Origin of the sequence: Haloarcula amylolytica, from assembly GCF_049705545.1 — an archaeon.
Classification (GTDB): Archaea; Halobacteriota; Halobacteria; order Halobacteriales; family Haloarculaceae; genus Haloarcula; species Haloarcula amylolytica_B.
The window spans coordinates 731572-753485 of sequence record NZ_JBNAMU010000001.1 but is presented as its reverse complement, the minus strand read 5'-3'; the positions used below and the strand labels follow the sequence as shown (position 1 = coordinate 753485).

At 66.1% G+C, this 21914-nt stretch carries 26 protein-coding genes; 15 read left to right on the top strand and 11 right to left on the bottom strand.

Translation table 11 applies throughout. The features are described 5' to 3' along the window. Positions 1-2: 2 nt before the first annotated feature. The 5 genes from ACOZ4H_RS04045 (at position 3) to ACOZ4H_RS04025 (ending at position 4293) form a co-directional block, all read left to right on the top strand. The gene (locus ACOZ4H_RS04045; RefSeq protein WP_424328085.1) at positions 3-392 is read left to right on the top strand and encodes a 30S ribosomal protein S6e; all 390 of its coding nucleotides are present in this window, start codon (positions 3-5) and stop codon (positions 390-392) included. Between the two features lie 5 nt (positions 393-397). Continuing rightward, positions 398-826 carry a DUF7112 family protein gene (locus tag ACOZ4H_RS04040; RefSeq protein WP_424328084.1) on the top strand — a complete coding sequence of 143 codons (429 nt, stop codon included), beginning with the start codon at positions 398-400 and terminating at the stop codon, positions 824-826. A gap of 100 nt (positions 827-926) precedes the next feature. Next, on the top strand, positions 927-1805 hold the full coding sequence (locus ACOZ4H_RS04035; RefSeq protein WP_424328083.1) for a CheF family chemotaxis protein: 879 nt from the start codon (positions 927-929) through the stop codon (positions 1803-1805). A 92-nt stretch (positions 1806-1897) separates the two neighbouring features. Then, positions 1898-2380: a hypothetical protein gene (locus ACOZ4H_RS04030; RefSeq protein WP_424328082.1), complete on the top strand. Its 483-nt coding sequence runs from the start codon at positions 1898-1900 to the stop codon at positions 2378-2380. Next, positions 2377-4293, top strand: a complete 1917-nt coding sequence (locus tag ACOZ4H_RS04025) for a hypothetical protein (protein WP_424328081.1) — start codon at positions 2377-2379, stop codon at positions 4291-4293. Before ACOZ4H_RS04030 ends, ACOZ4H_RS04025 begins: the two co-directional genes overlap by 4 nt. A 27-nt stretch (positions 4294-4320) precedes the next feature. On the opposite strand, the gene ACOZ4H_RS04020 is transcribed toward ACOZ4H_RS04025, so the two are convergent. Beyond that, positions 4321-4746 carry a dCTP deaminase gene (locus ACOZ4H_RS04020; protein ID WP_424328080.1) on the bottom strand — a complete coding sequence of 142 codons (426 nt, stop codon included), beginning with the start codon at positions 4744-4746 and terminating at the stop codon, positions 4321-4323. Positions 4747-4863: 117 nt separating this feature from the next. On the opposite strand from ACOZ4H_RS04020, the gene ACOZ4H_RS04015 reads away from it, so the two are divergent. Next, positions 4864-5295, top strand: a complete 432-nt coding sequence (locus ACOZ4H_RS04015; RefSeq protein WP_424328079.1) for a DUF5807 family protein — start codon at positions 4864-4866, stop codon at positions 5293-5295. 1 nt (position 5296) lies between these two features. Here the strand turns inward: ACOZ4H_RS04015 and ACOZ4H_RS04010 are convergent, their stop codons facing one another. The 3 genes from ACOZ4H_RS04010 to ACOZ4H_RS04000 all read right to left on the bottom strand — a co-directional run bounded on the left by ACOZ4H_RS04010 (position 5297) and on the right by ACOZ4H_RS04000 (position 7404). Further along, positions 5297-5734 (bottom strand): hypothetical protein, encoded by a 438-nt coding sequence (locus ACOZ4H_RS04010; protein WP_424328078.1) that lies wholly within the window; start codon positions 5732-5734, stop codon positions 5297-5299. Between the two features lie 70 nt (positions 5735-5804). After that, entirely contained in the window at positions 5805-6896 is a 1092-nt protein-coding gene (locus ACOZ4H_RS04005; RefSeq protein WP_424328077.1) for a DHH family phosphoesterase, read from the bottom strand. A 43-nt stretch (positions 6897-6939) separates the two neighbouring features. Next, complete coding sequence (locus tag ACOZ4H_RS04000) at positions 6940-7404, bottom strand: universal stress protein (RefSeq protein WP_424328076.1); 465 nt, start codon at positions 7402-7404, stop codon at positions 6940-6942. A gap of 124 nt (positions 7405-7528) precedes the next feature. Here ACOZ4H_RS04000 and ACOZ4H_RS03995 point away from each other — a divergent pair, with 124 nt between their 5' ends. Next, positions 7529-7963, top strand: a complete 435-nt coding sequence (locus tag ACOZ4H_RS03995) for a universal stress protein (protein WP_424328075.1) — start codon at positions 7529-7531, stop codon at positions 7961-7963. On the opposite strand, the gene ACOZ4H_RS03990 is transcribed toward ACOZ4H_RS03995, so the two are convergent. Continuing rightward, entirely contained in the window at positions 7960-8481 is a 522-nt protein-coding gene (locus ACOZ4H_RS03990; RefSeq protein ID WP_424328074.1) for an N-acetyltransferase family protein, read from the bottom strand. The genes ACOZ4H_RS03995 and ACOZ4H_RS03990 overlap by 4 nt on opposite strands. After that, positions 8478-8849: a universal stress protein gene (locus tag ACOZ4H_RS03985; protein ID WP_424328073.1), complete on the bottom strand. Its 372-nt coding sequence runs from the start codon at positions 8847-8849 to the stop codon at positions 8478-8480. The genes ACOZ4H_RS03990 and ACOZ4H_RS03985 overlap by 4 nt, the downstream gene beginning before the upstream one ends. A gap of 115 nt (positions 8850-8964) precedes the next feature. Between ACOZ4H_RS03985 and ACOZ4H_RS03980 the strand changes: the two genes are divergently transcribed. Then, complete coding sequence (locus ACOZ4H_RS03980) at positions 8965-9690, top strand: DUF5806 family protein (protein ID WP_424328072.1); 726 nt, start codon at positions 8965-8967, stop codon at positions 9688-9690. A 12-nt stretch (positions 9691-9702) separates the two neighbouring features. Next, positions 9703-10128 carry a hypothetical protein gene (locus ACOZ4H_RS03975; RefSeq protein ID WP_424328071.1) on the top strand — a complete coding sequence of 142 codons (426 nt, stop codon included), beginning with the start codon at positions 9703-9705 and terminating at the stop codon, positions 10126-10128. A gap of 25 nt (positions 10129-10153) precedes the next feature. Here ACOZ4H_RS03975 and ACOZ4H_RS03970 read toward each other — a convergent pair whose 3' ends face one another. After that, on the bottom strand, positions 10154-10672 hold the full coding sequence (locus ACOZ4H_RS03970) for a DUF7529 family protein (protein ID WP_424328070.1): 519 nt from the start codon (positions 10670-10672) through the stop codon (positions 10154-10156). Positions 10673-10757: 85 nt separating this feature from the next. On the opposite strand from ACOZ4H_RS03970, the gene ACOZ4H_RS03965 reads away from it, so the two are divergent. From ACOZ4H_RS03965 to ACOZ4H_RS03945, 5 genes are all read left to right on the top strand, one after another. Then, a complete protein-coding gene (locus ACOZ4H_RS03965) occupies positions 10758-13424 on the top strand; it encodes a dipeptide ABC transporter ATP-binding protein (RefSeq protein WP_424328069.1) in 2667 nt (888 codons plus the stop codon). 97 nt (positions 13425-13521) lie between these two features. Beyond that, a complete protein-coding gene (locus ACOZ4H_RS03960) occupies positions 13522-15261 on the top strand; it encodes an ABC transporter substrate-binding protein (RefSeq protein WP_424328068.1) in 1740 nt (579 codons plus the stop codon). Positions 15262-15279: 18 nt separating this feature from the next. Continuing rightward, complete coding sequence (locus ACOZ4H_RS03955; protein WP_424328067.1) at positions 15280-16362, top strand: ABC transporter permease; 1083 nt, start codon at positions 15280-15282, stop codon at positions 16360-16362. Then, positions 16359-17288: an ABC transporter permease gene (locus ACOZ4H_RS03950; RefSeq protein WP_424328066.1), complete on the top strand. Its 930-nt coding sequence runs from the start codon at positions 16359-16361 to the stop codon at positions 17286-17288. Before ACOZ4H_RS03955 ends, ACOZ4H_RS03950 begins: the two co-directional genes overlap by 4 nt. After that, on the top strand, positions 17288-17653 hold the full coding sequence (locus tag ACOZ4H_RS03945) for a DUF7268 family protein (protein WP_424328065.1): 366 nt from the start codon (positions 17288-17290) through the stop codon (positions 17651-17653). The genes ACOZ4H_RS03950 and ACOZ4H_RS03945 overlap by 1 nt, the downstream gene beginning before the upstream one ends. Here ACOZ4H_RS03945 and ACOZ4H_RS03940 read toward each other — a convergent pair. Next, positions 17645-18973, bottom strand: coding sequence for a dihydroorotase (locus ACOZ4H_RS03940; protein WP_424328064.1), 1329 nt, complete (start codon positions 18971-18973; stop codon positions 17645-17647). The genes ACOZ4H_RS03945 and ACOZ4H_RS03940 overlap by 9 nt on opposite strands. A 24-nt stretch (positions 18974-18997) precedes the next feature. Next, positions 18998-19681: a lipoate--protein ligase family protein gene (locus ACOZ4H_RS03935; RefSeq protein WP_424328063.1), complete on the bottom strand. Its 684-nt coding sequence runs from the start codon at positions 19679-19681 to the stop codon at positions 18998-19000. A 228-nt stretch (positions 19682-19909) separates the two neighbouring features. Between ACOZ4H_RS03935 and ACOZ4H_RS03930 the strand changes: the two genes are divergently transcribed. Continuing rightward, positions 19910-20764 carry a hypothetical protein gene (locus tag ACOZ4H_RS03930; protein WP_424328062.1) on the top strand — a complete coding sequence of 285 codons (855 nt, stop codon included), beginning with the start codon at positions 19910-19912 and terminating at the stop codon, positions 20762-20764. Here ACOZ4H_RS03930 and ACOZ4H_RS03925 read toward each other — a convergent pair whose 3' ends face one another. Together ACOZ4H_RS03925 and ACOZ4H_RS03920 are read right to left on the bottom strand one after the other, a co-directional pair. Continuing rightward, positions 20765-21247 (bottom strand): DUF4385 family protein, encoded by a 483-nt coding sequence (locus ACOZ4H_RS03925; RefSeq protein ID WP_424328061.1) that lies wholly within the window; start codon positions 21245-21247, stop codon positions 20765-20767. It abuts the gene before it with no gap. Positions 21248-21250: 3 nt separating this feature from the next. Further along, a complete protein-coding gene (locus ACOZ4H_RS03920; protein ID WP_424328060.1) occupies positions 21251-21823 on the bottom strand; it encodes a cysteine hydrolase family protein in 573 nt (190 codons plus the stop codon). Between the last annotated feature and the right edge of the window lie 91 nt (positions 21824-21914).

The window sequence follows — 21914 nt, the reverse complement described above, 5'->3', positions numbered from 1 at the left end:
GTATGGCAGAATTCACGGTCGCCGTCTCCGATCCGGAGGACGGCCACACCTACCAGATTGACGTTGACGGACAGGACGCGAACCGCTTCATCGGCCGCGAACTCGGCGACGAGGTCGACGGCGGCGCTGTCGGCCTCGATGGCTACACGCTGGAACTGACCGGCGGCTCGGACACCTCCGGCCGACCGATGCGACCCGACGTTCGCGGCGTCGCGACGAAGGAGATCATGTCCGACGGCGGCGTCGGCTTCAAGCCGACCACCGACGGCGAGCGCAAGCGCATCACCGTCCGCGGCCGCGAGGTCAGCGACGACACGCGTCAGATCAACGCGAAGATCACGGCCCGCGGCAGCGACGACGTGGCCGAACTCCTCGGCGACGACGACGAGTAAGTAACGTGGCGGACCGCGTTCCCAGTGACCACGAAACCGTCGAGACGCATCGCGTTCCCGTCGAGTCGGTCGGCCGAACCGACCGACCACGGGTCGTGCTCCCGGAAGAGCTGGATTTCGACGACGGCGACACCGTCCGCCTCGCGCTGGACGGCGACCGGTACCACGCCGTCGTCGAGACGAATCTCGACGGCGAGCCGGTGATCTCACACGTCGCCGATAACCGCCGACTGGCCCGCGAACGATCTGGGACGAACCGCCTCGCAGAGTGGGTCGCCGGCGGCGATGTCTCGCTCGGCGGCTCAGCACATCTCGACGTGGTCACCGACGGAACCAAGTACGGTCTCCGAACGCCGGGCAGGCGCGTCGTCTATACAGCGACCGGTGGACCGGACTCCTCGCTGTCAGACATCGCTCGAAATCTCGATAGCTGACACCGTTGGCCTCCGTTCTCCTGAATGAATCCGATTTTTGCTGCTGATACTCGCGCGAAACGCTCAATATCAGTGCTGATGTACATCGGGTAACGGACGAATGTCGGAATCAGTGATCGCGGATTTCGTCGGCAAATTCAACTCCGAAGTGGCCGGTCGGGGCGACCCCATCAAGGGTCGGATCGTCCTCTCGCAAAAGCGGCTGGTACTGGCCGCGAGCGAGGACGACAAGCTGACGATCCCGCTGGATTCGATTTTCGACATCGCCATCGGGCAAGTCCCGCCCGACCTGGGCGATTTCTTCGACTCGACGGTGACAATCGCCTTCGAGCATAAGGGAAAACGGCTCGTCGCAGCCATCGAGGCCGGCGACGAGAAGATCGAGAAGTTCGGGACGGTCCTGTTCAAGGCCGTCATCAACGGCACCGAAACGACGGTCAAGGAGCGCGCCCGCGTCGGTGGCCGCGTCACCGACGAGTCGTTCAAGACTGCGAAGCTGTTCCTCGCGCCCGGCAGCGTCGAGTTCCGGCGCAGCGACGGGTCGTTCACCGTCGACCTCAAGACGGTGTCGGACTTCGACCGGAACACGCGGGAGATCAACGGCAAGGGCCGGCCGGTACTGACAGTCCGGCACATGAAGGACGGGACGGCGATGACGACGCTGGCCGCGATGGCCTCAAGTCGCAAAATGTCCATCCTCGGGCGCTATCTCCGCCGCGAGTACGCCGAGCTCATGGAGGAACTCAAGGACGTCGAGCTCACGAAGGACAAGAAGGAGGTGCTGGTCGCCATGTACTCGACCGGCGACATGGACGGGATGCCGCTGGCGAGTATTCTCGGCAAGGACTCCTCCCAGGTGTCGATGATTCTCCAGGACCTCTCGGCCGATGGCCTCGTACAGGACGGGGCCGACGGGCCGACGCTCACGCCGACTGGCAAGGTCGTCGCCAGCCGCCACCTCGAAGACGTGAACGCCTGACGCGGCCTCGGCTACTTCCACGGACCGCGTTATCCGAACCGATAATCGCTACCGTAGAGTGAAATACGGCGGTCGTCAACTCCGGGTACGCAATGACTGATTGGGTGGTGCCGACCACGTTTGCGCTCTTTGTCTCGATCCTTGCGGTCGCGTCGGGACCGCTCGTCAGCGCCGTGGACGTCACCCAGCAGGGGACGCCGTTGGGCGACGGAAACACCGCCGTGACCGTCGACTCGGTACCGACGGAAGAAGTAACACTCGAACAAGGGCGGTTCGGGTCCGGCCGGTACCATCTGGCCGCACCGCCGGCAGCGATCACCGTCGACCGCGTCGAGGGGAACCCTGCCCTCAGGTACACGGTCGACATCCCGTCGCTCTGGACCACCGCGACGAGCCGGTACGAGCTGGCCGGGACCGAGGGGACGCGAATGGAGCTCCGGCCGGAACCGATCGGGATTAGTCCGCAACGGGTCGACCAGGACAGCTACGACGCGATTCTGACGATATGGATCCGGGAAGGCGACAGAGAGCGACAGATCTTGCTGGAACGGATTACGATCGAGGTCAAACCATGAGCGTGCGCGAGCGAGTCTCGCTCGGCACCGGTTTCGATGCCGACGACCTCGGAATCGCGGTGCTCCGAACGGCGTTCGGAAACTACCTCGGGGCGACGCTTTTTCTCACCGCGCTCGCGTGGTTCGGCCTCTACTGGCGGCTCGGGTTCTTCTCGAACGACCAGTTCACGTTCGCGAACACGCTCGTCGGCGTCGCCGACGGACACCTGTTCATCGACCGGGCGGTGTACGGACCCGCTTCCGGTGCATCACCGGGAACGTACCTCGTCGACGGCCGCGTGTACGGCCGGAACTACGGCATCGTGGTCGTCTCCGCCGTCTGGCTGGTCGCGCTCGAAGCCGTCTCGCTGGTGGCCGATGTCCGGGTCGTCGTGACGGGGCTGTGGTCGTTCACCGTCATCGGGGCCGCGGCCGGCGTCGGCGTCTGGCTCGACCGACGACGGCTGTGCGTCCTGACCGGAACCGCTGTCGGGGCTGCTGTCTTCGTCGGGAACCTCCTCGTTGCGACGCCGCTGTCGACGTACTGGTACCCGCTGCTGGCGTTGCAGTTCACGACCACACTGGCGGCGGCGTTCACAGCAGTCGTCCTCTATCGGCTGGTCAGTCGTCGCTACACCGACCGGCTGGGTGTGGCCGCCGGGCTGACAGCCGTCTTCGCGACGCCGCTGGGGTTCTGGGCGAGCCTGCCGAAACGCCACAGCGTCACCGCGCTGTTCGTCGTCTGCGTGTGCTACACGCTCTACCGGAGCCGAGAGGCCGAGTCCCCGGTCGTCGCCAGACGGTTCAGAGCACTCACCTACGCGTGGGTCGGGCCTGTGACCTGGGTGCACGCGCCCGAAGGGTTCTTTTTGCTGGTGGCTATCGCGGCCGTCGACCTGCCGACCGCCCGGTCCAACGGTGTTCGGGACCTGTTCGTCGTCGGGCTCGCCCTGTCCGTCTCGCTGATCCCGTTTTTCCTGACGAACCTGGCTATCTCCGGCCAGCCGCTGCAACCGCCCCGGTTACTCCCGGGATACAGCGGCGACGTGCTCAGTGGCGACGGCACAGCGGGCGGTACTTCGACGAGCGGCAGTTCAACGGGCGGGAGTCCAGCCGACGATGGGCAGTCCGCCTCCGGGGGGAACGTGTTATCGCGGATTCTCGGCCAGTTCGTCGCGTCCTACACGGTCCTCCTCGACCCCGAGCGGATAGTCCGGATATTCCTTCGGCACGGATACACCGACAGCCTGGCGTCGTCAGAGGACGCCGCGGTCAACCTCAGCGTCCTCGAATCGATGCCGCTGCTCGGTGCCATCGTCGTCTATCCCCTGTTCGCCATGCGTCGGCTCATTCGTGGAGTCAGTCTTCGAAAGCCACATTTCGGCGGGCGGACGGATCCCATCACCGCCGTCGATGCGTTCTCCGTGGTGTACGTGGTGTTGCTGTTTGGATTGGCCCTCACGACGCTCCCGTTGCATCACATGTTCACGATGCGGTATCTCCACCCGCTCTACGCGGTGGGCATCTACTGGGTGATACGGATACCAGCGGTCCGGCGCGCCCTCGAAACAGCCGGCCGGTCGGCTGTGGCGGGGTTCGGTACCGCGGTGCTGGTCGGCGGCCCGCTCTATCTCTGTGCCATCGCGGTCGGCGACCTGGTCCTCGGTGAGGCCGTCCAGCTGTACGCGCTGGTGGCGCTGGCGGTCGCTGGCGCTGTCGGGTGCTGGGCACTCCTCGACACAGCCGTCGGCGGGTTCGAATCGGTCGGTGCGGCCGTCCTCGGCATCGCCGCGGGGATTACGGCGGTCTATCTCCTCGTCTCCGGGATCACGCTGTTCCCCGACACCGGCGAGTTCCTCCTGCCGCTCTCGCGGACGGTAAGCGAGCGGCTCCACTTCATGCGGCTGTACGGGAGCACGCCGTCGTACTGGTAACGGAAACGACGGTCTGACGCGGGCGAATCACTGCTCGTCCGCCGCCACAATCGTGCTGACTCGCGCGTTCGCTTTGAGTTTCAGCCCCGCACCACCGACCGACAGCGGCACGCGCGGGAGCTCGTCGACCTGCAGCGTCGGGTGGGTCGCCCCGCGTTCGAGCAGTTCCGTCCGCGGCTGAAGCGTCACCGTCGCCTCGCCGGTCAGCGATTCGTTGTACTCGATGAGATACTGGCCGCCCCGTAGCGTCCACCACTCGTAGTCGTCGTCCGGGTCCCGCTTCTCGCTTGCGTGGGGCGCGACGCCGGCCGCGTCGAGTTCGCCGCCACCGAAGTCGATCCGCCCCGGCTCGACGACCTCGTACACTTCGCCGGCAGTGAGGTCGAACCCCGGGCTGTCGGTCTGGGTCGGTTCGTGGACGATATCCGTGACGTACTCGCCGAAGTCGGTCATGGACGACTATACCAGGCGAGTGGGCCTAAAAGTGAGGCTGGAAGGGGCGGCGACACAGCGCGTCTCGTTCCCGAGCGGAACGCGGCACTTTTGCCCGGCGAGTGACTCTCCCCCTGCATGACCAAACACACGGAGTTTCTGGCTGGCGAGCGGCCTGAAGACGTACTCTTCTTCCTGCACGAGGACGCCGTCTCGAACCCCGGCGCGCTGGCCGAGTACGCCGACGAAGTCGAGGACGGACACGTCCTCGTCCTGCCGGGCGACGACGGCCGTAGCGCGTTCCAGTCGGCGACGGGCATCGACCCGATGGGCCTGGCACAAGAAGCGATGGGCACCGAGGGTGACATCCACGACGACCTGACGGGCGCGGTCTGTCCGGTCGCCGAGGAGGAACCGGAGAGCGACCACACGACCCGGTTTATTTTCGCCTTCGCCGAGGAACAGAACGAGGACGTGGGCGGGCTCTACGCCGAGGGCGACGTGGTCCACGCCTACGCGGTGTGTGCCTGCGGGGAACGGTACAGCGACAAGTGGGTCGTCGGGGAGTAGCTTACAGCAGGAACGGTTCGGCCAGTCGGACGAGCACCGCCTTCGGCAGGCCCGTGACGGGACTGCCGTCGTGCGCATACGAAATCCCGACCTCGTCGCGAGTGACACCGTGGCGGAGGTGCTGGATACCGTCGAGGAGGAACCAACCACCGAGAAGCGCCCCGGGGACGACGACCCACGTTGGGACGGCGGCAGCAACCGTGTACGCCACGAAGCCGAACACGAGGAGCCCGAACACCACGTGATCGGCGTAGTCGCCGACAGCGGCCTGGGCGGCGTCGGCGACGAGCCAGACACAGAAGGCGAGTGTCGCCGTGACCGCGGCGTATCGTACAGAGCCATCGAGAACGTACAGCGTCGCGCCGACGGCGACGGCGCTCCCGAAGTGCCTTCTCACGGCTGTCTCGTGCGCGATTCGCGTGTGGAGGGACCTGGGCATCACTCGGCAGTGACGGTGGAAGAATAAATCAACGTTGCGTCGGGCTACAAAACACCGCCCGCTGGTCCGCCTACCGCTCGGTATCGACGCCTTCCTCCGCTTCCTCCGGCAGCCGCCGGAAGGCATCCACGATAGCCTGTTTCGCGACGGCCCCCTGTGTCGTCCAGTGATGCGCGTAGTCCATCATGTCGTCGTAGATGTCGGGCTTGCAGCCCGCGGCTTTCGGGTGGCCGCCGCCGTTGACCTGCTGGGCGACCTCGTGGGCGCGCTCGAAGCTGTCCGTCCCGCGGATCGAGGCGGAGCCCGCAGGCTTGACGATGACGGCGGCGTCCGCGCCCTGCTCGCGGAGCGCTTCGGCGACCTCGTTCTGGGAACAGCGGCCGTAGGTGACGCCGACCGTCCACTCGCCGACTTCGCGGAGTTCGGCCCGGTCGACGGCCTTCTCGATGAGCGCCTCCTTCTCGACGCGCTTCTCTTCGAGGAACTCGTGGAACTCCGGGGAGAGGTCGGGGCCGTGTTCGTGGACGGCCTCGATGTACTCCTCGGGTTCGCTCCAGTACGAGAGGTCCGCGAGGTCGTCGCTTCGGGGGTCGTCGCGGATCCAGAGGTCGTGGTCGCGGGTGACGGCGGCGAGGTCAGCCCACTGCTCGTCGAAATCGTAGTCGAGTTCCGACAGCGCCACGTCGGCGGTACACACTTCCTCACTATCTCCGACAGTGCGCTCGACGCCGGCCGCGTCCACGTCGTCGGCGAGATCGTCGGGCCACTGGTGGTGGTCGAACCAGACGACGCGTTCGACGCGCTCGATCAGCGAATCGAGGGGCGCGATGTCGGATTCGCGGTCGGGACAGAGGTCACAGATGAAGACGGTCGCGTCGGGGTCGGCGTACTCGGCGGTCCATTCGAGCGCCTCCGTGAGTTCGTGCGGGCCGGCGGGCAGCAGTGCGCCTTCTCCGTGGGCCTCGCGAATCAGTGCGGTGCAGGCCAGTCCGTCGGCGTCCGGGTCGGCGATGACAATGACGCCGGCGTCTTTCAGGGTCTCTGCGGCTTCCGCTTCAGCTTGCTCTTCCTCGTAGGAATCCGGGATAAAGAACCCCTCTCCGGGGAGTACAGATTTGCGGCCGATAGAGAGACGGTCGTCGTCGATGAGCCAATCGTCCATGCCCCAGCAAGCGGGCGCGGCGTCAAGAACCCGTCGGGTTCAGTTACACGTCCTCGCGCTCGGGGTTGGGTTCGCCTTCGAGCTGGCGGACCGTCAGCACCGGCATCGGGGCCTCCCGGACGAGTTCCTCGGCGACGCTTCCCAGCAGGAACCCGTGTTCGCCGTGGCGGCCGCGGGTCCCACTGGCGATGACGTCGGCGTCGTGTTCCTCGGCGTAGTTGCGGATTTCGTCGGCCGGGTCGCCCTGCCGAACGGCAGTGACGAGCTCCTCGTCGGCCTCGGCGTCGGCGGCCTCCAGGATGAACGAGAGGGCGCGGCCGCCAGTGGTCGCCAGCGCGCGCTCCAGCGCCTCGCGAACCTCTTCGGGAGTCGTCTCAACCTCGCCGGTGTCAACGACGTACAGCCCGTGGACAGTTGCGTCGAAGCGCGCTGCCAGGTCCAGCGCTGCTTCGACGGCCCGCTCTGCGCTGCCGGAGCCGTCCGTGGCGATGACCACCGTATCGAACATACACCACGCATCGAAGCCGCGACTAAATACACTGTTGGTCACGGCGAGGGACGGTCCGGATGACGCCACGGGGTCGGCACGAACCTCGGTGGATTTTTGCCGGCCGGGGCCGCACTGGCGAGTGATGGACATCGACCTCGTACTCGCGCCGGTCGACGGCAGCGACCAGTCGGAACGAGCGGCCGAGTACGCGATCGCCGTCGCGGAGCGATACGACGCCGATCTCCACCTGCTGTTCGTCATCGACGAACGGCTCCGCCGGGATATCGACAACGGTGACGTGAGTGCGGCCGCGATCGCCGAGGAGCACCAGGCGTTCACCGAGCGTCTTGAATCGCAGTTCCGCGACGCTCACGACGGCGCGTTCGAAACGTCGTCCGCGACCGCGTTCTCCGAGACGCGACTGATGCAGACTCCGGGCAGCGTCGTCCTCGACGTGGCGGAGGACATCGACGCGGATTTCATCGTCGTCCCGCGCGAGGAAGGAAGCGAAGAGGCCGTCGGGCGCGCGGCGATCTACGTCATCGAGTACGCCAGCCAGCCGGTACTCACCGTTTAAAGGCGGATCGCCATCTCTATTTCGAAGCTCTCGGCGCTACTGATCTCGAAGCCGACCTTCTCGTACAGCGATATCGCCGGGTCGTTCCACCGCTCGACGGTGAGCCAGACGTGGTCGATACCCTCGGCCTGGCCGTGGCCAAGCAGCGTCTCGACCAGCGCTGTCCCGATACCAGCGCCCTGGTAGGCCTGTAACACGAAGATAGCGAGTTCGTGCTCGTCCTCGTTGTCCGGGACCAGCGTCGCGTGGCCGGCGACGGTGTCGTCGTGCTTGGCGACAACGTTGACACAGTCGTCGTCGAGTATCGTTTCGAGCCACTCGCGGATGGCCTCGTCTTTGACCGGTGGGATGCCCTGCGCTCGGTCCGCAGGGTCGAAATCGAGATACATCTCGACGAGGCTCTCCGTATCGGCGTCGTCCGCGGAGATCACGTCGATGGTGCGGTCCTCACGGTCGGTGATTGTCCGGGGTGGCTGCGGGAACTCCCCAGCCGGTTCGTCTGGATACGTGCGAGTCATCGGATGAGAGTCACCGGAGTCTGTGCGTTCAGCAGGACGAATTCGACGACGGGGCCGAGCTGTATCTTCCCGAGCGGCGAGCGGCCGCCGCCGCCGAGGACGATTCTGTCGAACTCCTCGCTTTCGGCGATGTTCACCAGTTCGCTGCCCGGCGACGTGCCGTCGATGTGTCGGAGCGGCGGCTCGAGCCCGCTTTCGTCGATCCGCTCCTGCACCCGCTGTTGGACCGTCTCGAGGTCGGCGTCGCTGTCCTCGTTTTCGAAGATAACGACGGTCAGTTCATCGCCTGTTTCCGATACGCGCTCGAGTGTTTCGGTCAGTGCCTGATAGGACAGTTCGCTGCCCCCGACACCGAGCAGTAGTTTCATAGTCGGGCCATGCATGGGAGTAGTGAAAAAGGCACCTGGCTGAAGTGTTGGCAGAAGGTAATGAAGGCGGGTCAGCGGCGATACCCTTTTTCACCGCGGGCACGCATTCTCGGCTATGACTGAGGGCGCACCGCCGGACGAGACGGATGCCGAGGCGGCAGACGAGGCGTCGGCCGGACACCAGCCAGACGAGTCGGCGGCCGCAGATGACGGGGCCGCCGACGCCGCGGGAAGCGACACCGCCGACTCGGCTACCGAAGAGACAGCAGCGGCCGAGTCAGCCAGCGAAGCGGCGGCCGCCACAGCCAGTGACGTCCCGTCCGACGTACAGAAGTACGACCGCTTCAAGAAGATCGAGGGCGGGACCTACGACCGCGCGAACGACTTCCTGCGGGACCGGACGTACATCACCGCCCGCGAGTGGGCCATTGCACGCCTCTGTGCCGACTTCCGGACCGAGACAGGCGTCGAGATGACGAAAATCGGGGAGAACCTCCCCGAACTCGTCCCGTTCATGACGGACACGTACACGCCACAGGCGGTCAACCAGGCCCGTTCGGCCTTCGAGGACAAGGTCCGGAAGGCCGGTGCAACGTTTCTCTACGGCGCGATGTGTGATTTCTTCACCGCCGAGGACCTCGACGACGTGATGTACGAGGCCACGGAGGTCGCGAAGTTCCTGCTCGAAGTCGAGGGTGTCGACCTCGCCGTCGAAGACGAGATGGAGGCCGAGGACCGGATCTCCTCGGTGATGCGGGAGGTCCGCGAGCAGTCGGCGGCGCTGCGACACGACGAGGTATGTTGTCCGGAGTGTGGCAATGAGTTCGAGGTGGACGAGTAAGCCACCCCGTCGATGACCGATATCGACCCGGACGCCGAGCCGTCGCTGTCCGAACACGAAGCGACACAGAAGGTTCTTCGAACCGACCTCGCCGTCGGCATCGGCGGGGCGGTGTTGGGGTACGCGGAGGCCGGTAGTGCCCTGTTCGACGTGCTTCCGGTAGTCGTGGGGGTAACACTGCTGACCGCCGTCGCGGTAGCCGTCGTCGAACACGACGCGGTGCCGGGCGTGTACCCGGAGGTAGCCGCGCTGGCATCGTTTCTCGTGCTCGCGGGCGCGGTGGCCGGCCTCGTGACGGTCTCCCCGGCCCCGATGACGGTCGATCTCGCGGGTGCACTCTCGGGGTTCGGAATCGGTGTGCTCGCCAACCGGCTCCTCTACGGGGTCGTCTTCGCAGTACCGGCGTACCGGCTGACCCGAGTACGCGAACAGTCGTAGTCGGACAGTCCCAGCCGAGCGGGTTTCAGTCGGGGAAGAACGGGTCTGGGTCGTCGTGGGCGACGGTGACCACTTCGTCCTCGGAGAGCGGGCGAATGTGGGAGTAGAGGCCGCGGTCCGCGGCGACCTGTTCCAGGGCCTCGCGGTCGCTGCGGTCGTAGTACAGCGGAACGAACGCGGCGAGGTCGTCGCCACATTCCAGCGCCACGAGCAGGAACACCATCCCGTCGCCGGTCGCGCGAAACACCTCGTACCGGTCGACGGGACGGTTCCCGAGCGCGTCGGCGAGCCGCCGGAACTCGTCACCGGGAACCACGACATCGAAGCCGAGCCGTCGGCTGTCGGGCTCGTACTCGCCGGTCTGTTCGGCCATCGTTCGCGGCTCGCCGGTCAGGAGCGTCACGTCGCCGGGATGGAGTTCGATAGTCTCGCGGCCGGCGTCGCGGTACTTCGCTGCCGTCGCCGCCATGTCGTCGATGACCTGCTCCCAGTGACCGACGACGCGGTCGAAGGGATTCGATTCCGGGTCGACAGGGTCGTCCATACGTCGAGTGGGGCGGCCGCACCCATAAACTGTCGGCGAGGTTTCAGCACAACACTTTTGGAAGTATTTCGAGAACAACCGATAGATGCGTGATTTGTTGACACTATCCAGTCTCCGGACCCAGTTCGAGACGGACCGGGGAACGGTCAAAGCCGTCGACGGCATCGATCTCACAGTCCGTGAGGGGGAAACCGTCGGGCTGGTCGGTGAGTCGGGATCGGGGAAATCGGTGACCGCGCTGTCGGCGATGGGAATCGTCGACGACCCTGGACACATCGCCGGCGGGCAGGTCCGTTTCGGCGCGCTGGAGACGGTCACGCGACTAGCGCGGCAGTATCCGAAGGCGGTTGCGACCGACGCCGACGGCTCGGGGTTCATCCACGTGGACTCGGCGACCGTCGACCGGAGTAATCTCCCGAAATCACTGGATACGGCAGCCGACGACACCGCGCTGGCCAGGCAGTTCATTCGAGAGGCCCCGAACCAAGCACTGCCGAAACAGGGGGACGGCCCCGTAACCGTTGCAGACGGCTACGTCGACCTGACGGCCGCGCCGGAGCGAGCGATGCGGGACATCCGTGGCGGCGACATGGGGATGATATTCCAGGACCCGATGACCTCGCTGAACCCCGCGATCACCGTCGGCGAGCAGGTCGCGGAGAGCCTGCGACTCCACCGATACGGCCGCAAGCGCAACGATTCCTGGTTCAACGCTCTCCGGGAGATAACCCCCTCGCTCAGTCGTGGCGGCGGTATGAGCGAGGAGGTCCGGTCCGACGTGATCGCCCTGCTTGAGGAGGTCGGCATTCCGGAGCCGGCCGACCGCGTCGACGAGTATCCGCACGAGTTCTCCGGCGGGATGCGCCAGCGCGTGCTCATCGCTATTGCGTTGGCTTGCCGACCGAAGCTCCTGGTCGCCGACGAGCCGACGACGGCGCTGGACGTGACCATCCAGGCGCAGATTCTGGACCTCATCGACGGCCTCCAGGCCGACCTCGGGATGGCGGTCCTGTTCATCACGCACGACCTCGGTGTCGTGGCGGAGACCTGCGACCGCGTCGCCGTGATGTACGCCGGCGAAATCGTCGAGGAGGGGCCGGTCGAGGAGATCTTCGGGAACCCCTCGCATCCGTACACGTACACGCTACTGGAATCGATTCCCAGCGAGGAGACCGAGCGGTTAACTCCTATCGAGGGAAACGTCCCGAGCCTCATCGACATGCCCGAGGGGTGTCACTTCGCCGACCGCTGTCCGTGGGCCAAGCCCGAGTGCCGCGAGGGCGAGATACCGTTTCTCCAGCACGGCCCGACGGACGTGTCCCACCGCTCGAAATGCATCCTCGAGTCGTTCGATAAGAGCGAGTACGGCACCGGCGACGCGGGCGTGGCCGCCCACGAGACGACGCGGACGGACAGACGGCTCATGGAAGTCGACGGGCTGAAAAAGCACTTCTCGCGGGCCGACGACCTGCTGGATAAGTACATCGGGCGCGAGCCGGAGTCAGTCAAGGCCGTCGACGGCGTCTCGATGGACATCTACGAGGGCGAGACGCTCGGCCTCGTCGGGGAGTCCGGGTGCGGGAAATCGACGACCGGCCGGACGATTCTCCGCCTGCTGGAGCCGACAGACGGGACCGTGGTCTTTGCCGGCCAGGACCTCGCGGACCTGAACAAGGACGACCTCCGGGCGGTCCGCCGGGATCTGCAGATGATCTTCCAGGACCCGATGTCCAGCCTCGACCCGCGGATGACCGTCGGCCAGACCATCATGGAGCCGCTGAAGATCCACGACCTCCCGGAAGACACCGGCGACGGCTCCCGGCGCGAGCAGCGGGTCGACCGGGTCGCGGAGTTGATGGAGGCGGTGGGGCTGGACCCCGACCAGTACGACCGGTATCCACACGAACTGTCGGGCGGGCAGCGCCAGCGGGTCGGCATCGCTCGGGCGCTCGCCGTCGACCCCGATTTCATCGTCTGTGACGAACCCGTCTCGGCGCTGGACGTGAGCGTGCAGGCCCAGATCATCAACCTGCTGGAGGACCTCCAGGGAGAGTTCGGCCTGACGTACCTGTTCATCGCCCACGACCTCTCCGTGGTGCGGCACATCTGTGACCGCGTCGCCGTGATGTATCTCGGTGAGGTGGTCGAAGTCGCCGACACCCCGGACCTGTTCGCCGACCCGAAACATCCCTACACACGGGCGCTCATGTCGGCAATCCCGGAACCGGACCCGACCGTAGAGACCGACCGGATACTCCTGAAAGGCGACGTTCCATCACCGGTTGACCCGCCCTCCGGCTGTCGGTTCCGGACCCGTTGCCCCGAGGTCATCCCGCCTGACATCGACATCGAGCAGGAGACCTACCGGGAGGTGATGGACTACCGACAGCGGGTGGAAGACGAGGCGATTTCCCTCGACACGGTACAGGCGCAACTCCAGCCGGACGGCGACGCCGCGGCGGCCACCGACGGCGGGGCGGATCTCACCGAACAGCCAAGCGACTCGATGGCGGTGTCGACCTTCGTCGAGGCGATGTTCGACCGCTTCTTCGAGACGAAACCGACCGGTGAGAACCGGCGCGTCATCGAGGAATCGTTCGAGCGGCTCGCGGCGTCCGACTGGGAGGGCGCAGCCGAAATACTCCGAGACCGGTTTGAAAGCGTCTGTGAGCGACAGCATCCCGAACTGCAGTCGAGTCCGCACCCGGCAGCGTGTCACCTGTATGAGCAGCCCGGCAGTGACCGCAAGTAGGGAATATTACTCGGCTGCACACCCTCCTTATTTGTTATAATGTATATTTATCTACCTGTCCAGTACTGTTATATTCAGCCTGGTTGAATGGTACCGTATGTCATCCGACGATCAGATAGACAGACGGAGTTTCCTCGCAGCGGCAGGCGGTGCCGCGGCGGCCGCAACGCTCGCGGGCTGTTCCGGAGACGGTGGCGACGGGACCGAAGGCGACGGCAACGGCGAAAGCGGCGGTGACGGCACTGACACAGGCGAAAGCGGCGGTGACGGAGCGAGCGACCAGACGCTCGTGTACGCCCGCGGCGACCACCCCGAGAACTACGACCCACAGCAGACGACCAGCGGCGAAGTCGCGAAGGTCACGAACCAGATATTCGACACGCTCATCCAGTTCGCCCCGGGAAGCGGCGGCCAGCTGGAGGACGCGCTGGCGACCGACTACTCGCTTGACGGGACAACGGCGACGCTGACGCTCCGGCAGGGCGTGACCTTCCACAACGGGGAGGAGTTCACGGCGTCGGACTTCAAGGCGACTTGGCAACGGTTCACGCAGAGCGGCTATCAGTACTACCTCGGTGACGAGACGCGGTCAGGGTACGGTCCGTTCACGCTAGGCGACTGGATCGAGAGCGTCGACGCGAGCCAGGACTACGAACTGACTATAGAGCTCACACAGCGGTACGCGCCGTTCCTGCGGAACCTCGCGATGTTCGCCGCGGCCGTCCTCTCGGAGGCCCAGATCGAAGCGATGGGCGACAACCAGGCGGACCTCGGAACCGAACCCGCGGGGACCGGTCCCTTCGAGTTCGACACGCTCGACAACCCGAACGAGCGCATCCGGCTGACGGCCAACGGCGACTTCTGGGGCGAGGGGCCGAACGTCGGGACGGTCATCTTCAAGACCATCACGGAAAACAGCACCCGGGTCCAGGACGTCATCAACGGGGCGTCACACATCACGGACAATCTCGACTCCTCCGGGTTCCAGCGGGCCGAGGAGAGCGGGACGGCGACGCTGCTGCGGAAAAACGGCATCAACCACGGCTACATGGCGATGAACATGGCCCGCTTCGAGCCGTTCCGGAACCGGACGGTCCGTCGGGCCATCGCCCACGCCGTCAACACCGAGGCCATCGTCAACCAGATTTACCAGGGCTTTGCGACGCAGGCATCCCAGCCGCTCCCGCCGGACGTGCTCGGCCACAACGATGACCTCGACCCGTATCCGACGGACAAGGACCAGGCCCGGTCGATGCTCGAAGAGGCGGGCTACGGCGACGGCTTCGAGTTCGAACTCGCGACGTTCTCGAACCCCCGCGGTTACAACCCCAGCCCGGTCCAGACGGCGAACCAGGTCAAATCCGACCTGGAGGACATCGGCCTGACGGTCAACATCAACCAGTTCTCGAACTTCGGGCCGTACCTGGACTACACGTCCGCCGGGCGACACGACGCCTGTTTCCTCGGCTGGTACACTGACAACGCTGACCCGGACAACTTCATGTACGTCCTGCTGGACCCGAAAGTCGAGATGGACGCCGTCCCCGACGGCCAGGACTGGATCAGTTTCGACACGGAGGGGTACTCGACGCTCAACGTCTCAGGGTGGGCTAACAGCGAGTACATGGAACTCGTCCGCGAGGCCCAGCGGACCTACGCCGAAGGGGACCGCGAGACGATGTACCAGGAGGCCGCCCAGATCGCCTACGACGAGTCCCCGTGGGTGTTCATCGACTACGCCGAGACGCTCCGAGCGGTCAACGAGGCCGTCGTCGAGGACTCCTACACGGTTAGCTCCGTCGGCGGCCCCTACCTCAACACGGTCGAGCTACAGTAGCGATCCACCTGTTCCCGCATGAACTGGACACAGTTTCTCTTCAGGCTGGTCGAACCGGTGGTGCCGCCACGGTTCGTCATCAAGCGGCTGCTGTTGCTCGTCCCGGTGCTGTTCGGCGTGGCGTCGGTCGTGTTCGCCATTCTCCACCTGGCCCCGGGCGATCCGGCTATCGTCATCGCCGGCCAGCGAGCGTCGACCGAGCAACTCGAACAGATACGGCAGGAGCTCGGGCTTCGACGGCCGCTGTGGGAGCAGTACCTGAGCTTCCTGTGGGACGCGGCGCGGTTCGACTTCGGCCAGTCCTACAGTATCAGCCGGGGGAACAGCGTCCGCTCGGTCATCGCCGACCGGCTCCCCATCACGCTCGAACTGGCGATTTACGGCCAGGCGGCGGGCATCCTGCTGGGCATCCCGCTGGGCATCATCTCCGCAGTCAAGCAGGACTCGCTGACGGACCACGTCACCCGAATCGGGGCGCTGACGGGTATCTCGGTCCCGATATTCTGGTCCGGGCCCCTGCTCATCCTGCTGTTCTCGACGTACCTCGACGTGTTCCCGACCAGCGGCCGCATCGACTCGACGCTGTTCCTGCCCGAGACCTGGACGCTGTTCGGCCGTGAGCTACCGCTGACCGGGATGATAACGGTCGATACGATCCTGCTGGGGAACACCGAGGCGTTCCTCTCGGCGGCCCATCACCTGTTCCTGCCGGCGGTGGTCATCGGCGTCTACTCGACGGCGCTCATCTCGCGGATGATGCGCTCCTCGATGCTCGAAGTCATCCGCCAGGACTACATCCGGACCGCGCGGGCGAAGGGCCAGGGCGCGAAGATCACGCTGATGAAACACGGGTTCCGAAACGCGCTGATCCCGGTCGTCACCGTCATCGGCATCCAGTTCGGGACGCTGCTCGGTGGGGCGGTCCTGACCGAGACCGTGTTCGGTATCAACGGGATGGGGCTGACTATCGTCACCGCCATCGGCGTCTCGGACTACCCGGTCGTGCAGGGAACGGTCCTCACCTTCGCGTTGCTGTTCACGCTGGTCAACCTCTTCGTCGACGTCACCTACAGCTACCTCGACCCACGGATTCAACAATGAGTACGGACACCGAGACACGGGGCACGCTGGGACGCCTGCGGGCGTCCCCATTCCTCGCCGACCTGCTGACGAACCGCCTCGCCGTCGTCGGGCTGACAATCATCCTCGGCATGGCCGCTATCGCCGTCTACGCCCGCGTGACCTACGACTTCGGCGCGCTTACCAGCTCACAACTCGGCACCGAAATCACTGACCGCGCGCCGCCGGGCTGGCTCGGTCCCGCGCCCGCGAACCAGCAGCTGTTCGGCACGGACGCGGCGGCCCGGGACATCTACAAGCGGAGTCTGTACGGGGCATGGCTGGCCCTGAAGTTCGGGACGATTACCGTCGGTACCTCGACCACCGTCGGTGTCGGACTGGGGATTATTGCGGCGTACTACGGCGACGTGACCGACAACGTCATCATGCGGACGATGGACGTACTACTGGCGTTTCCGCCGCTACTGCTCGCGCTCGCGCTGGTCGCCATCTTCCCGCGGGACCTCGGGCTCTGGCGGGCCGTGGTGGCGCTCGTGCTGGTGTACACGCCGCGGTTCGCCCGGGTCGTCCGCGGGGCTGCGCTCAAAGTGCTCGAAGACGAGTACGTCGACGCCACGGTTGCGCTGGGCGCGACCGACCCTCGGATTCTCGTCCGGCACATCCTGCCGAACACGCTCGCGCCCATCACGGTCCAGTCGACGCTGAACTTCGGGCTCGCCATCATCGACCTCGCGGCGCTGTCCTTCCTCGGGTTCGGCGCGCAGGCGGGGACACCATCGTGGGGACTGATGCTCTCCCGTGGCGTCGAGAACGGCCTCCTGACTGGTGAGTGGTGGCTCTCTTTCTTCCCGGGGCTGTTCCTCGCCATCACCGTCCTGGGGTTCAATCTGCTCGGCGACGGGATGCGCGACGCGCTCGACCCCCGGATGCGCGAAGCGGTCGACTGATGGCCCCCAGCGGTGACCCACCCCGACTCCGGCAGTACGTCGCGGCCCGGGCGCGACTGGTGGGGAGTGGCCTGGTCGTTGGTCTGGTGCTTGGCGGCCTCGGAATGGCGGGGTGGACGCTCTACACTGGTGATGCGCGGTCGAGTGAAGCGACGGTGTTCGCCCTCGGCGCGCTCGTGTTCGGCTTCGGCCTGCTGGGCTGGTCGGGGTCGATACTCGCCGGCCGCGGCATCGAAGCCATGCAAGAACACATGGGCGCGCGAAGCAACTGGACCGAGCGCGACTCCCGGCGGGCGATGGCCCGGCTCTGTGGCGGTGGCGGCGGAATAATGGTCGGGACCTCAGTCGTCGCGGCGTTACTCTAGCCGCTCGCTGTCCGCGCCACGGACGTTTTGCCCCCCGTGGTCGTAGAACACGTCTTCCTGCGGCGTTGCATCGTCAGCCAACGCGTCGCCGCGCTCGTAGACCACCGTTCCCCGGACCATCGTCCACTCGGGGAACACCGCGTCGCGCCCCTCGAACGGCGTCCAGTCGCACTTGGAGTGCAGGGCCTCACCGTTGATCTCGCTCGTCTCGGTCGTGTCGACGAGCACGAGATCGGCGTCCTTGCCGGCCTCGATAGCCCCCTTCTGTGGCAGGCCGAACACGTCGGCGGGGTTGCGTGCGGTGAGGTCACGAACGCGCCCGTAGGTGAGGCCGCTGTCCGCGTCTCGGGCTTCAGCGAGCAGGAGCGGCAGGACTGTCTCGACGCCGGGGACGCCCGACGGCGCGTCCCAGATGCTGGCGTCTTTCTCCTCGCAGGTGTGTGGCGCGTGGTCCGTCGCGATCATGTCGACGGTACCGTCGACGACGCGCTCGTAGAGCTTCTGGCGGCGCTTCTCTCGGCGTAGTGGCGGATTCATTCTCCCAAACGTCCCCAACTCGGAAAGGTCGCGCCGGGAGAGCAACAGGTGATGGGGCGTCACCTCGGTCGTCATCCCAGCCTCGCTGGCGATGTCGACGCCCTCCGGCGTGGACGTGTGGGCGATGTGAATCGTCGTGTCGTGCTCTTTTGCGACAGCACAGGCCCGCTCGACGGCCTTTTCTTCAGCTTTCGCGGTCCGGAACGCGCTCCAGGCGTCGGCGTCGTCACGGGCCTTGGCGTCGTCGTTGAAGTAATCGGCGTCCTCGGCGTGGACGGTGACCGGCACGTCGTTGTCGGCGGCGGCCTCCAGCGCGTCGGCGAACAGGTCGGCCTCGATACCCATGTCGCCGGTCGAGTCCGCGAGAAACACCTCGCCGAGTGCGAACAGGCGACGGCGCAGGAGGACGTTCGGAATCCAGTCGGCCGTGACACCGCCGTTGATACCCCAGTCGACGACGGAGTCAGCGGCGAACTCGGCTTTCTGGTCGAACGCCTCGCCGTCGATGGTCGGCGGGTCGGTGTTGGGCTGGTCGACGACGGTCGTGACGCCGCCGGCCGCCGCGGCCCGCGAGCCGGTCTCCCACGTCTCCTTGTGCGGGTAGCCGGGCTGGCGGAAGTGGACGTGCGCGTCGACCATCCCCGGAAAGAGGCGTTTGCCGGTCGCTTCGATGACGTGCTGGTCGGATGTGTCGAGGTCGCGGCCGACTTCGACGATGGACTCGCCACGCACCCGGACGTCACGTTGGTGGCCGTCCGGCAGCGTCGCGTTACGGATGAGCATACGCCCAGTCGGCCGGGCGCGCCCCTAAGTCTCTCGGATGGCCGTCACCGATACGTCGCGCCCGTCGGCTAACGACCGCTCCAATGCCGCGATGACCTGATCGGGGTCGTCGGTCCCCCCAGCGTTGGCGACGCTCCCGACGCTCTGTGGATCGAACGGAACGTCGAGCGCCTCGTAGACGGGAGCCAACACCTCAGCGATGGCCTCGTGGTCCCGGACGACGACAATACCGCCGACGACAGCGACGGACTGGCGGACGCGCTGGGCGAGGCCCGCGATTTTGCCGTCGGCCTGAAGCGAGTGGCTTCCCGGACAGAAGGAGGCGTCGGGTTCACCCGTCCGAGCGGTGATTCCGCAGTCGTCGAGCGCGCGCTTCACAGCGGCCTTGGCCCACTCGTAGCGGTCATCGATAGTCCCTCGCGGGTTCTCAGTCGGGACGGCGAGGGAAAACGAGACGGTCGACCCGGTGTAGGCGACAGCGCGACCCCCCACCGCGCGCTCGATGACGGTGTACCCCCGGTCGTGAGCGGCCCGGCGCGCTCGCTCGTAGCCGTCGTTGTTCGTGTCACGGCGGCCGAACGCGACCTGTCTGTGCGGTCGCCAGACACGCAGGGCTGGCTCGCGGTCTTCGGCGACCGTCTCCGCCATCTTGCGGGTCCGCTGGAAGTCGGTTTCGGGGTCGGCGGCGCGGCCCCGTAGCAGACGCATAGTCGGGCTGTACGGACTCACGGGGCTAAAGCGGTCCGGCGGTCCAGCAACTGCAAGCCCCACAGCGGTAGGTAGCGAGCAGGCGACACACAGCTATCGCGATGGGACGTGTCGCGCTCCCGCTGCCCCCGCCGCGGTCGTCGTCAGCGCACACGAAGCGGTGGCCTCGGTATGGGTCTTGAACCCTCGGGCGACAGAGCCATACCGACACACGCCTAATCGCCGCCGATGGCCGTCACGATACCGCGAGACGTACTCTTTCAGTATTACCGCTTTTCCCTGTACAACTCGCCGTTCGACGCCCACGACGAGGGGTGTGCCATCGACCTCTACCCCGACGGCGAGCGCGCGCCGTCGCCGGTGGCCGGGGAGGTGCTGGACACGAAAACGGTCCGGGCCCCGCCGAAGGCCTACGCCGCCGAACACGACCACCTTATCCTGGTCGATACTGGCGACACCGTAGCACGGCTGCTGCACGTCGACCCGGCCGTCGAACCCGGTGAGACGGTTACCGTCGGCGACGACCTCGGAGAACTGGTCCGGGCGGGCTTTTTCGCCCCGTGGGTCCCGAACCACATCCATCTCGGCTTCCGGGCCCCAGACACGAACCCCTACCGGGCGTCGGGGTCGCTGCCGGTCGACGTGGCAGTGGACGTGACGCCGCTGTCCTGGGACGGGACCGGCACCGTCGCGGAAGCCGGCGAAACCTGGGTACGGCTGGACGAGCCTGCCCATCCGACACCGGGCGAGTCCTTCGTCGGTATCGCCAACGACGCCGACGGCGGCGATTCCGGAGTCCTCGACGGCGGGCTCCCGCACTACTCCGGTGGCGGGCTGCTGGACCGTGACGGAACCGACGCCGCGGCCCTCGCGGGCCAGCGCGTCGGGACAGCGGACGGCCGCACGGTCGCGTGGGACGGCCTGACCGTCCTGGCAAACGGCGAGCCGATAACCGGTATCGCGCTGTTCTGTGGCCGCGAGCGCTTCGGGGCGAAGCTCGTCGGCGAGGATATCGACCTGTCCGTCGGCGACGAGGTACGCGTGACCGTCGAACGGGCCGCGGCTTGCGACAACTCCGCGTAGCTACGACTCCCCGTACCGCTCTGCGTGGGCCTGTTTCGCTTCTTCGTAGGCCGGGTCCGAACGGACCGCGTCGAGGTGCTCCTTGTACGTCAGGGCTATCTCGCGTTTCTCCGGGTCGTACCACTCCTGGGGGTCGCGCTGCTCGCCGTCGACATATTTCTGTCCGCCGGGGTATTTCGCGTAGCGCATCGCCCGCGTCCAGCCCATCTGGAGGTATTTGCGGGCCATGTCCATCCCGACGAAGTCCCCGACGTCGCGGTACTCGCGGTAGCGGTCGCGGATGGACTCGGCGGCGGCCGCCGCGTCCTCGCTGGTTTTGATTGTCCACTCGGGCAGGAGTTCGCTCTTGTAAGGCTCGATTTTAAACGCCCCCTGCTCGTCGGATGTGTACCGGTAGCGCTCGGGATGGTCGCGAAAGTCGAGGTCGTACTCTGGGCCGTCCTCCACCTCGGCGACGTCGCCGCGAACGGGGTCGGCACCCATCCGTCAGGCGAGCGTAATCTCGTCGCGCTCGGTCACCTCACCGAACAGCCAGTCGGCGTGCTCCAGGGCGTACTCGCGGTGGTCGTCCTCGATGTAGCCGACGGCGTCCTCGACGAGGATCGGGCGATAGTCGCGCAGACCGGCGCTGGAGGCCGTATGGAGCACACAGACGTTCGCGAGCGTCCCACAGATAGCCAGGTCCTTGATGCCGTGGGCGTCGAGCCACCCCTCCAGTTCAGTCTGGTAGAAGGCGTCGTACGTGTGCTTGACGACGACCAAGTCATCGTCCTCTGGGTCGAGGTCCTCGACGAGTTCGGTCTCCCACGAACCCTCGACGACGTGCTCGCCCCACCGGTCGAACTCGTCGTAGTAGTGGGTGTCCTCGAACTGGTCGGGCGGGTGCACGTCGCGGGTATATACGACCGTCGCGCCGGCCTCGCGGGCACGGTCGACGAGTTCGGCGCAGGGCTCGATGGCCGCTTCGCTGTCCGGTGCGTAGAGGCTCCCGTCGGGATGACAGAAGCCGTTCTGCATATCGACGACGACCAGGGCGGTCTGTGCTGGGTCGAGTTCCATATCGGGTGTTGGGTTGGGTTGACTACGAAAGTTACTCCGACGGTTGTTTGTGGAAGGCGGAAGCAAACACGGAGAGTTGGAACGCTGTCTC

Bases quoted from the DNA above. Each gene is read 5' to 3' on its own strand.
- ACOZ4H_RS04045 (WP_424328085.1), top strand. From the start codon at position 3: ATGGCAGAATTCACGGTCGCCGTCTCCGATCCGGAGGACGGCCACACC.
- ACOZ4H_RS04035 (WP_424328083.1), top strand. From the start codon at position 927: ATGTCGGAATCAGTGATCGCGGATTTCGTCGGCAAATTCAACTCCGAA.
- ACOZ4H_RS04030 (WP_424328082.1), top strand. From the start codon at position 1,898: ATGACTGATTGGGTGGTGCCGACCACGTTTGCGCTCTTTGTCTCGATC.
- ACOZ4H_RS04025 (WP_424328081.1), top strand. From the start codon at position 2,377: ATGAGCGTGCGCGAGCGAGTCTCGCTCGGCACCGGTTTCGATGCCGAC.
- ACOZ4H_RS04020 (WP_424328080.1), bottom strand. From the start codon at position 4,746: ATGACCGACTTCGGCGAGTACGTCACGGATATCGTCCACGAACCGACC.
- ACOZ4H_RS04015 (WP_424328079.1), top strand. From the start codon at position 4,864: ATGACCAAACACACGGAGTTTCTGGCTGGCGAGCGGCCTGAAGACGTA.
- ACOZ4H_RS04010 (WP_424328078.1), bottom strand. From the start codon at position 5,734: ATGCCCAGGTCCCTCCACACGCGAATCGCGCACGAGACAGCCGTGAGA.
- ACOZ4H_RS04005 (WP_424328077.1), bottom strand. From the start codon at position 6,896: ATGGACGATTGGCTCATCGACGACGACCGTCTCTCTATCGGCCGCAAA.
- ACOZ4H_RS04000 (WP_424328076.1), bottom strand. From the start codon at position 7,404: ATGTTCGATACGGTGGTCATCGCCACGGACGGCTCCGGCAGCGCAGAG.
- ACOZ4H_RS03995 (WP_424328075.1), top strand. From the start codon at position 7,529: ATGGACATCGACCTCGTACTCGCGCCGGTCGACGGCAGCGACCAGTCG.
- ACOZ4H_RS03990 (WP_424328074.1), bottom strand. From the start codon at position 8,481: ATGACTCGCACGTATCCAGACGAACCGGCTGGGGAGTTCCCGCAGCCA.
- ACOZ4H_RS03985 (WP_424328073.1), bottom strand. From the start codon at position 8,849: ATGAAACTACTGCTCGGTGTCGGGGGCAGCGAACTGTCCTATCAGGCA.
- ACOZ4H_RS03980 (WP_424328072.1), top strand. From the start codon at position 8,965: ATGACTGAGGGCGCACCGCCGGACGAGACGGATGCCGAGGCGGCAGAC.
- ACOZ4H_RS03975 (WP_424328071.1), top strand. From the start codon at position 9,703: ATGACCGATATCGACCCGGACGCCGAGCCGTCGCTGTCCGAACACGAA.
- ACOZ4H_RS03970 (WP_424328070.1), bottom strand. From the start codon at position 10,672: ATGGACGACCCTGTCGACCCGGAATCGAATCCCTTCGACCGCGTCGTC.
- ACOZ4H_RS03965 (WP_424328069.1), top strand. From the start codon at position 10,758: ATGCGTGATTTGTTGACACTATCCAGTCTCCGGACCCAGTTCGAGACG.
- ACOZ4H_RS03960 (WP_424328068.1), top strand. From the start codon at position 13,522: ATGTCATCCGACGATCAGATAGACAGACGGAGTTTCCTCGCAGCGGCA.
- ACOZ4H_RS03955 (WP_424328067.1), top strand. From the start codon at position 15,280: ATGAACTGGACACAGTTTCTCTTCAGGCTGGTCGAACCGGTGGTGCCG.
- ACOZ4H_RS03950 (WP_424328066.1), top strand. From the start codon at position 16,359: ATGAGTACGGACACCGAGACACGGGGCACGCTGGGACGCCTGCGGGCG.
- ACOZ4H_RS03945 (WP_424328065.1), top strand. From the start codon at position 17,288: ATGGCCCCCAGCGGTGACCCACCCCGACTCCGGCAGTACGTCGCGGCC.
- ACOZ4H_RS03940 (WP_424328064.1), bottom strand. From the start codon at position 18,973: ATGCTCATCCGTAACGCGACGCTGCCGGACGGCCACCAACGTGACGTC.
- ACOZ4H_RS03935 (WP_424328063.1), bottom strand. From the start codon at position 19,681: ATGCGTCTGCTACGGGGCCGCGCCGCCGACCCCGAAACCGACTTCCAG.
- ACOZ4H_RS03930 (WP_424328062.1), top strand. From the start codon at position 19,910: ATGGCCGTCACGATACCGCGAGACGTACTCTTTCAGTATTACCGCTTT.
- ACOZ4H_RS03925 (WP_424328061.1), bottom strand. From the start codon at position 21,247: ATGGGTGCCGACCCCGTTCGCGGCGACGTCGCCGAGGTGGAGGACGGC.
- ACOZ4H_RS03920 (WP_424328060.1), bottom strand. From the start codon at position 21,823: ATGGAACTCGACCCAGCACAGACCGCCCTGGTCGTCGTCGATATGCAG.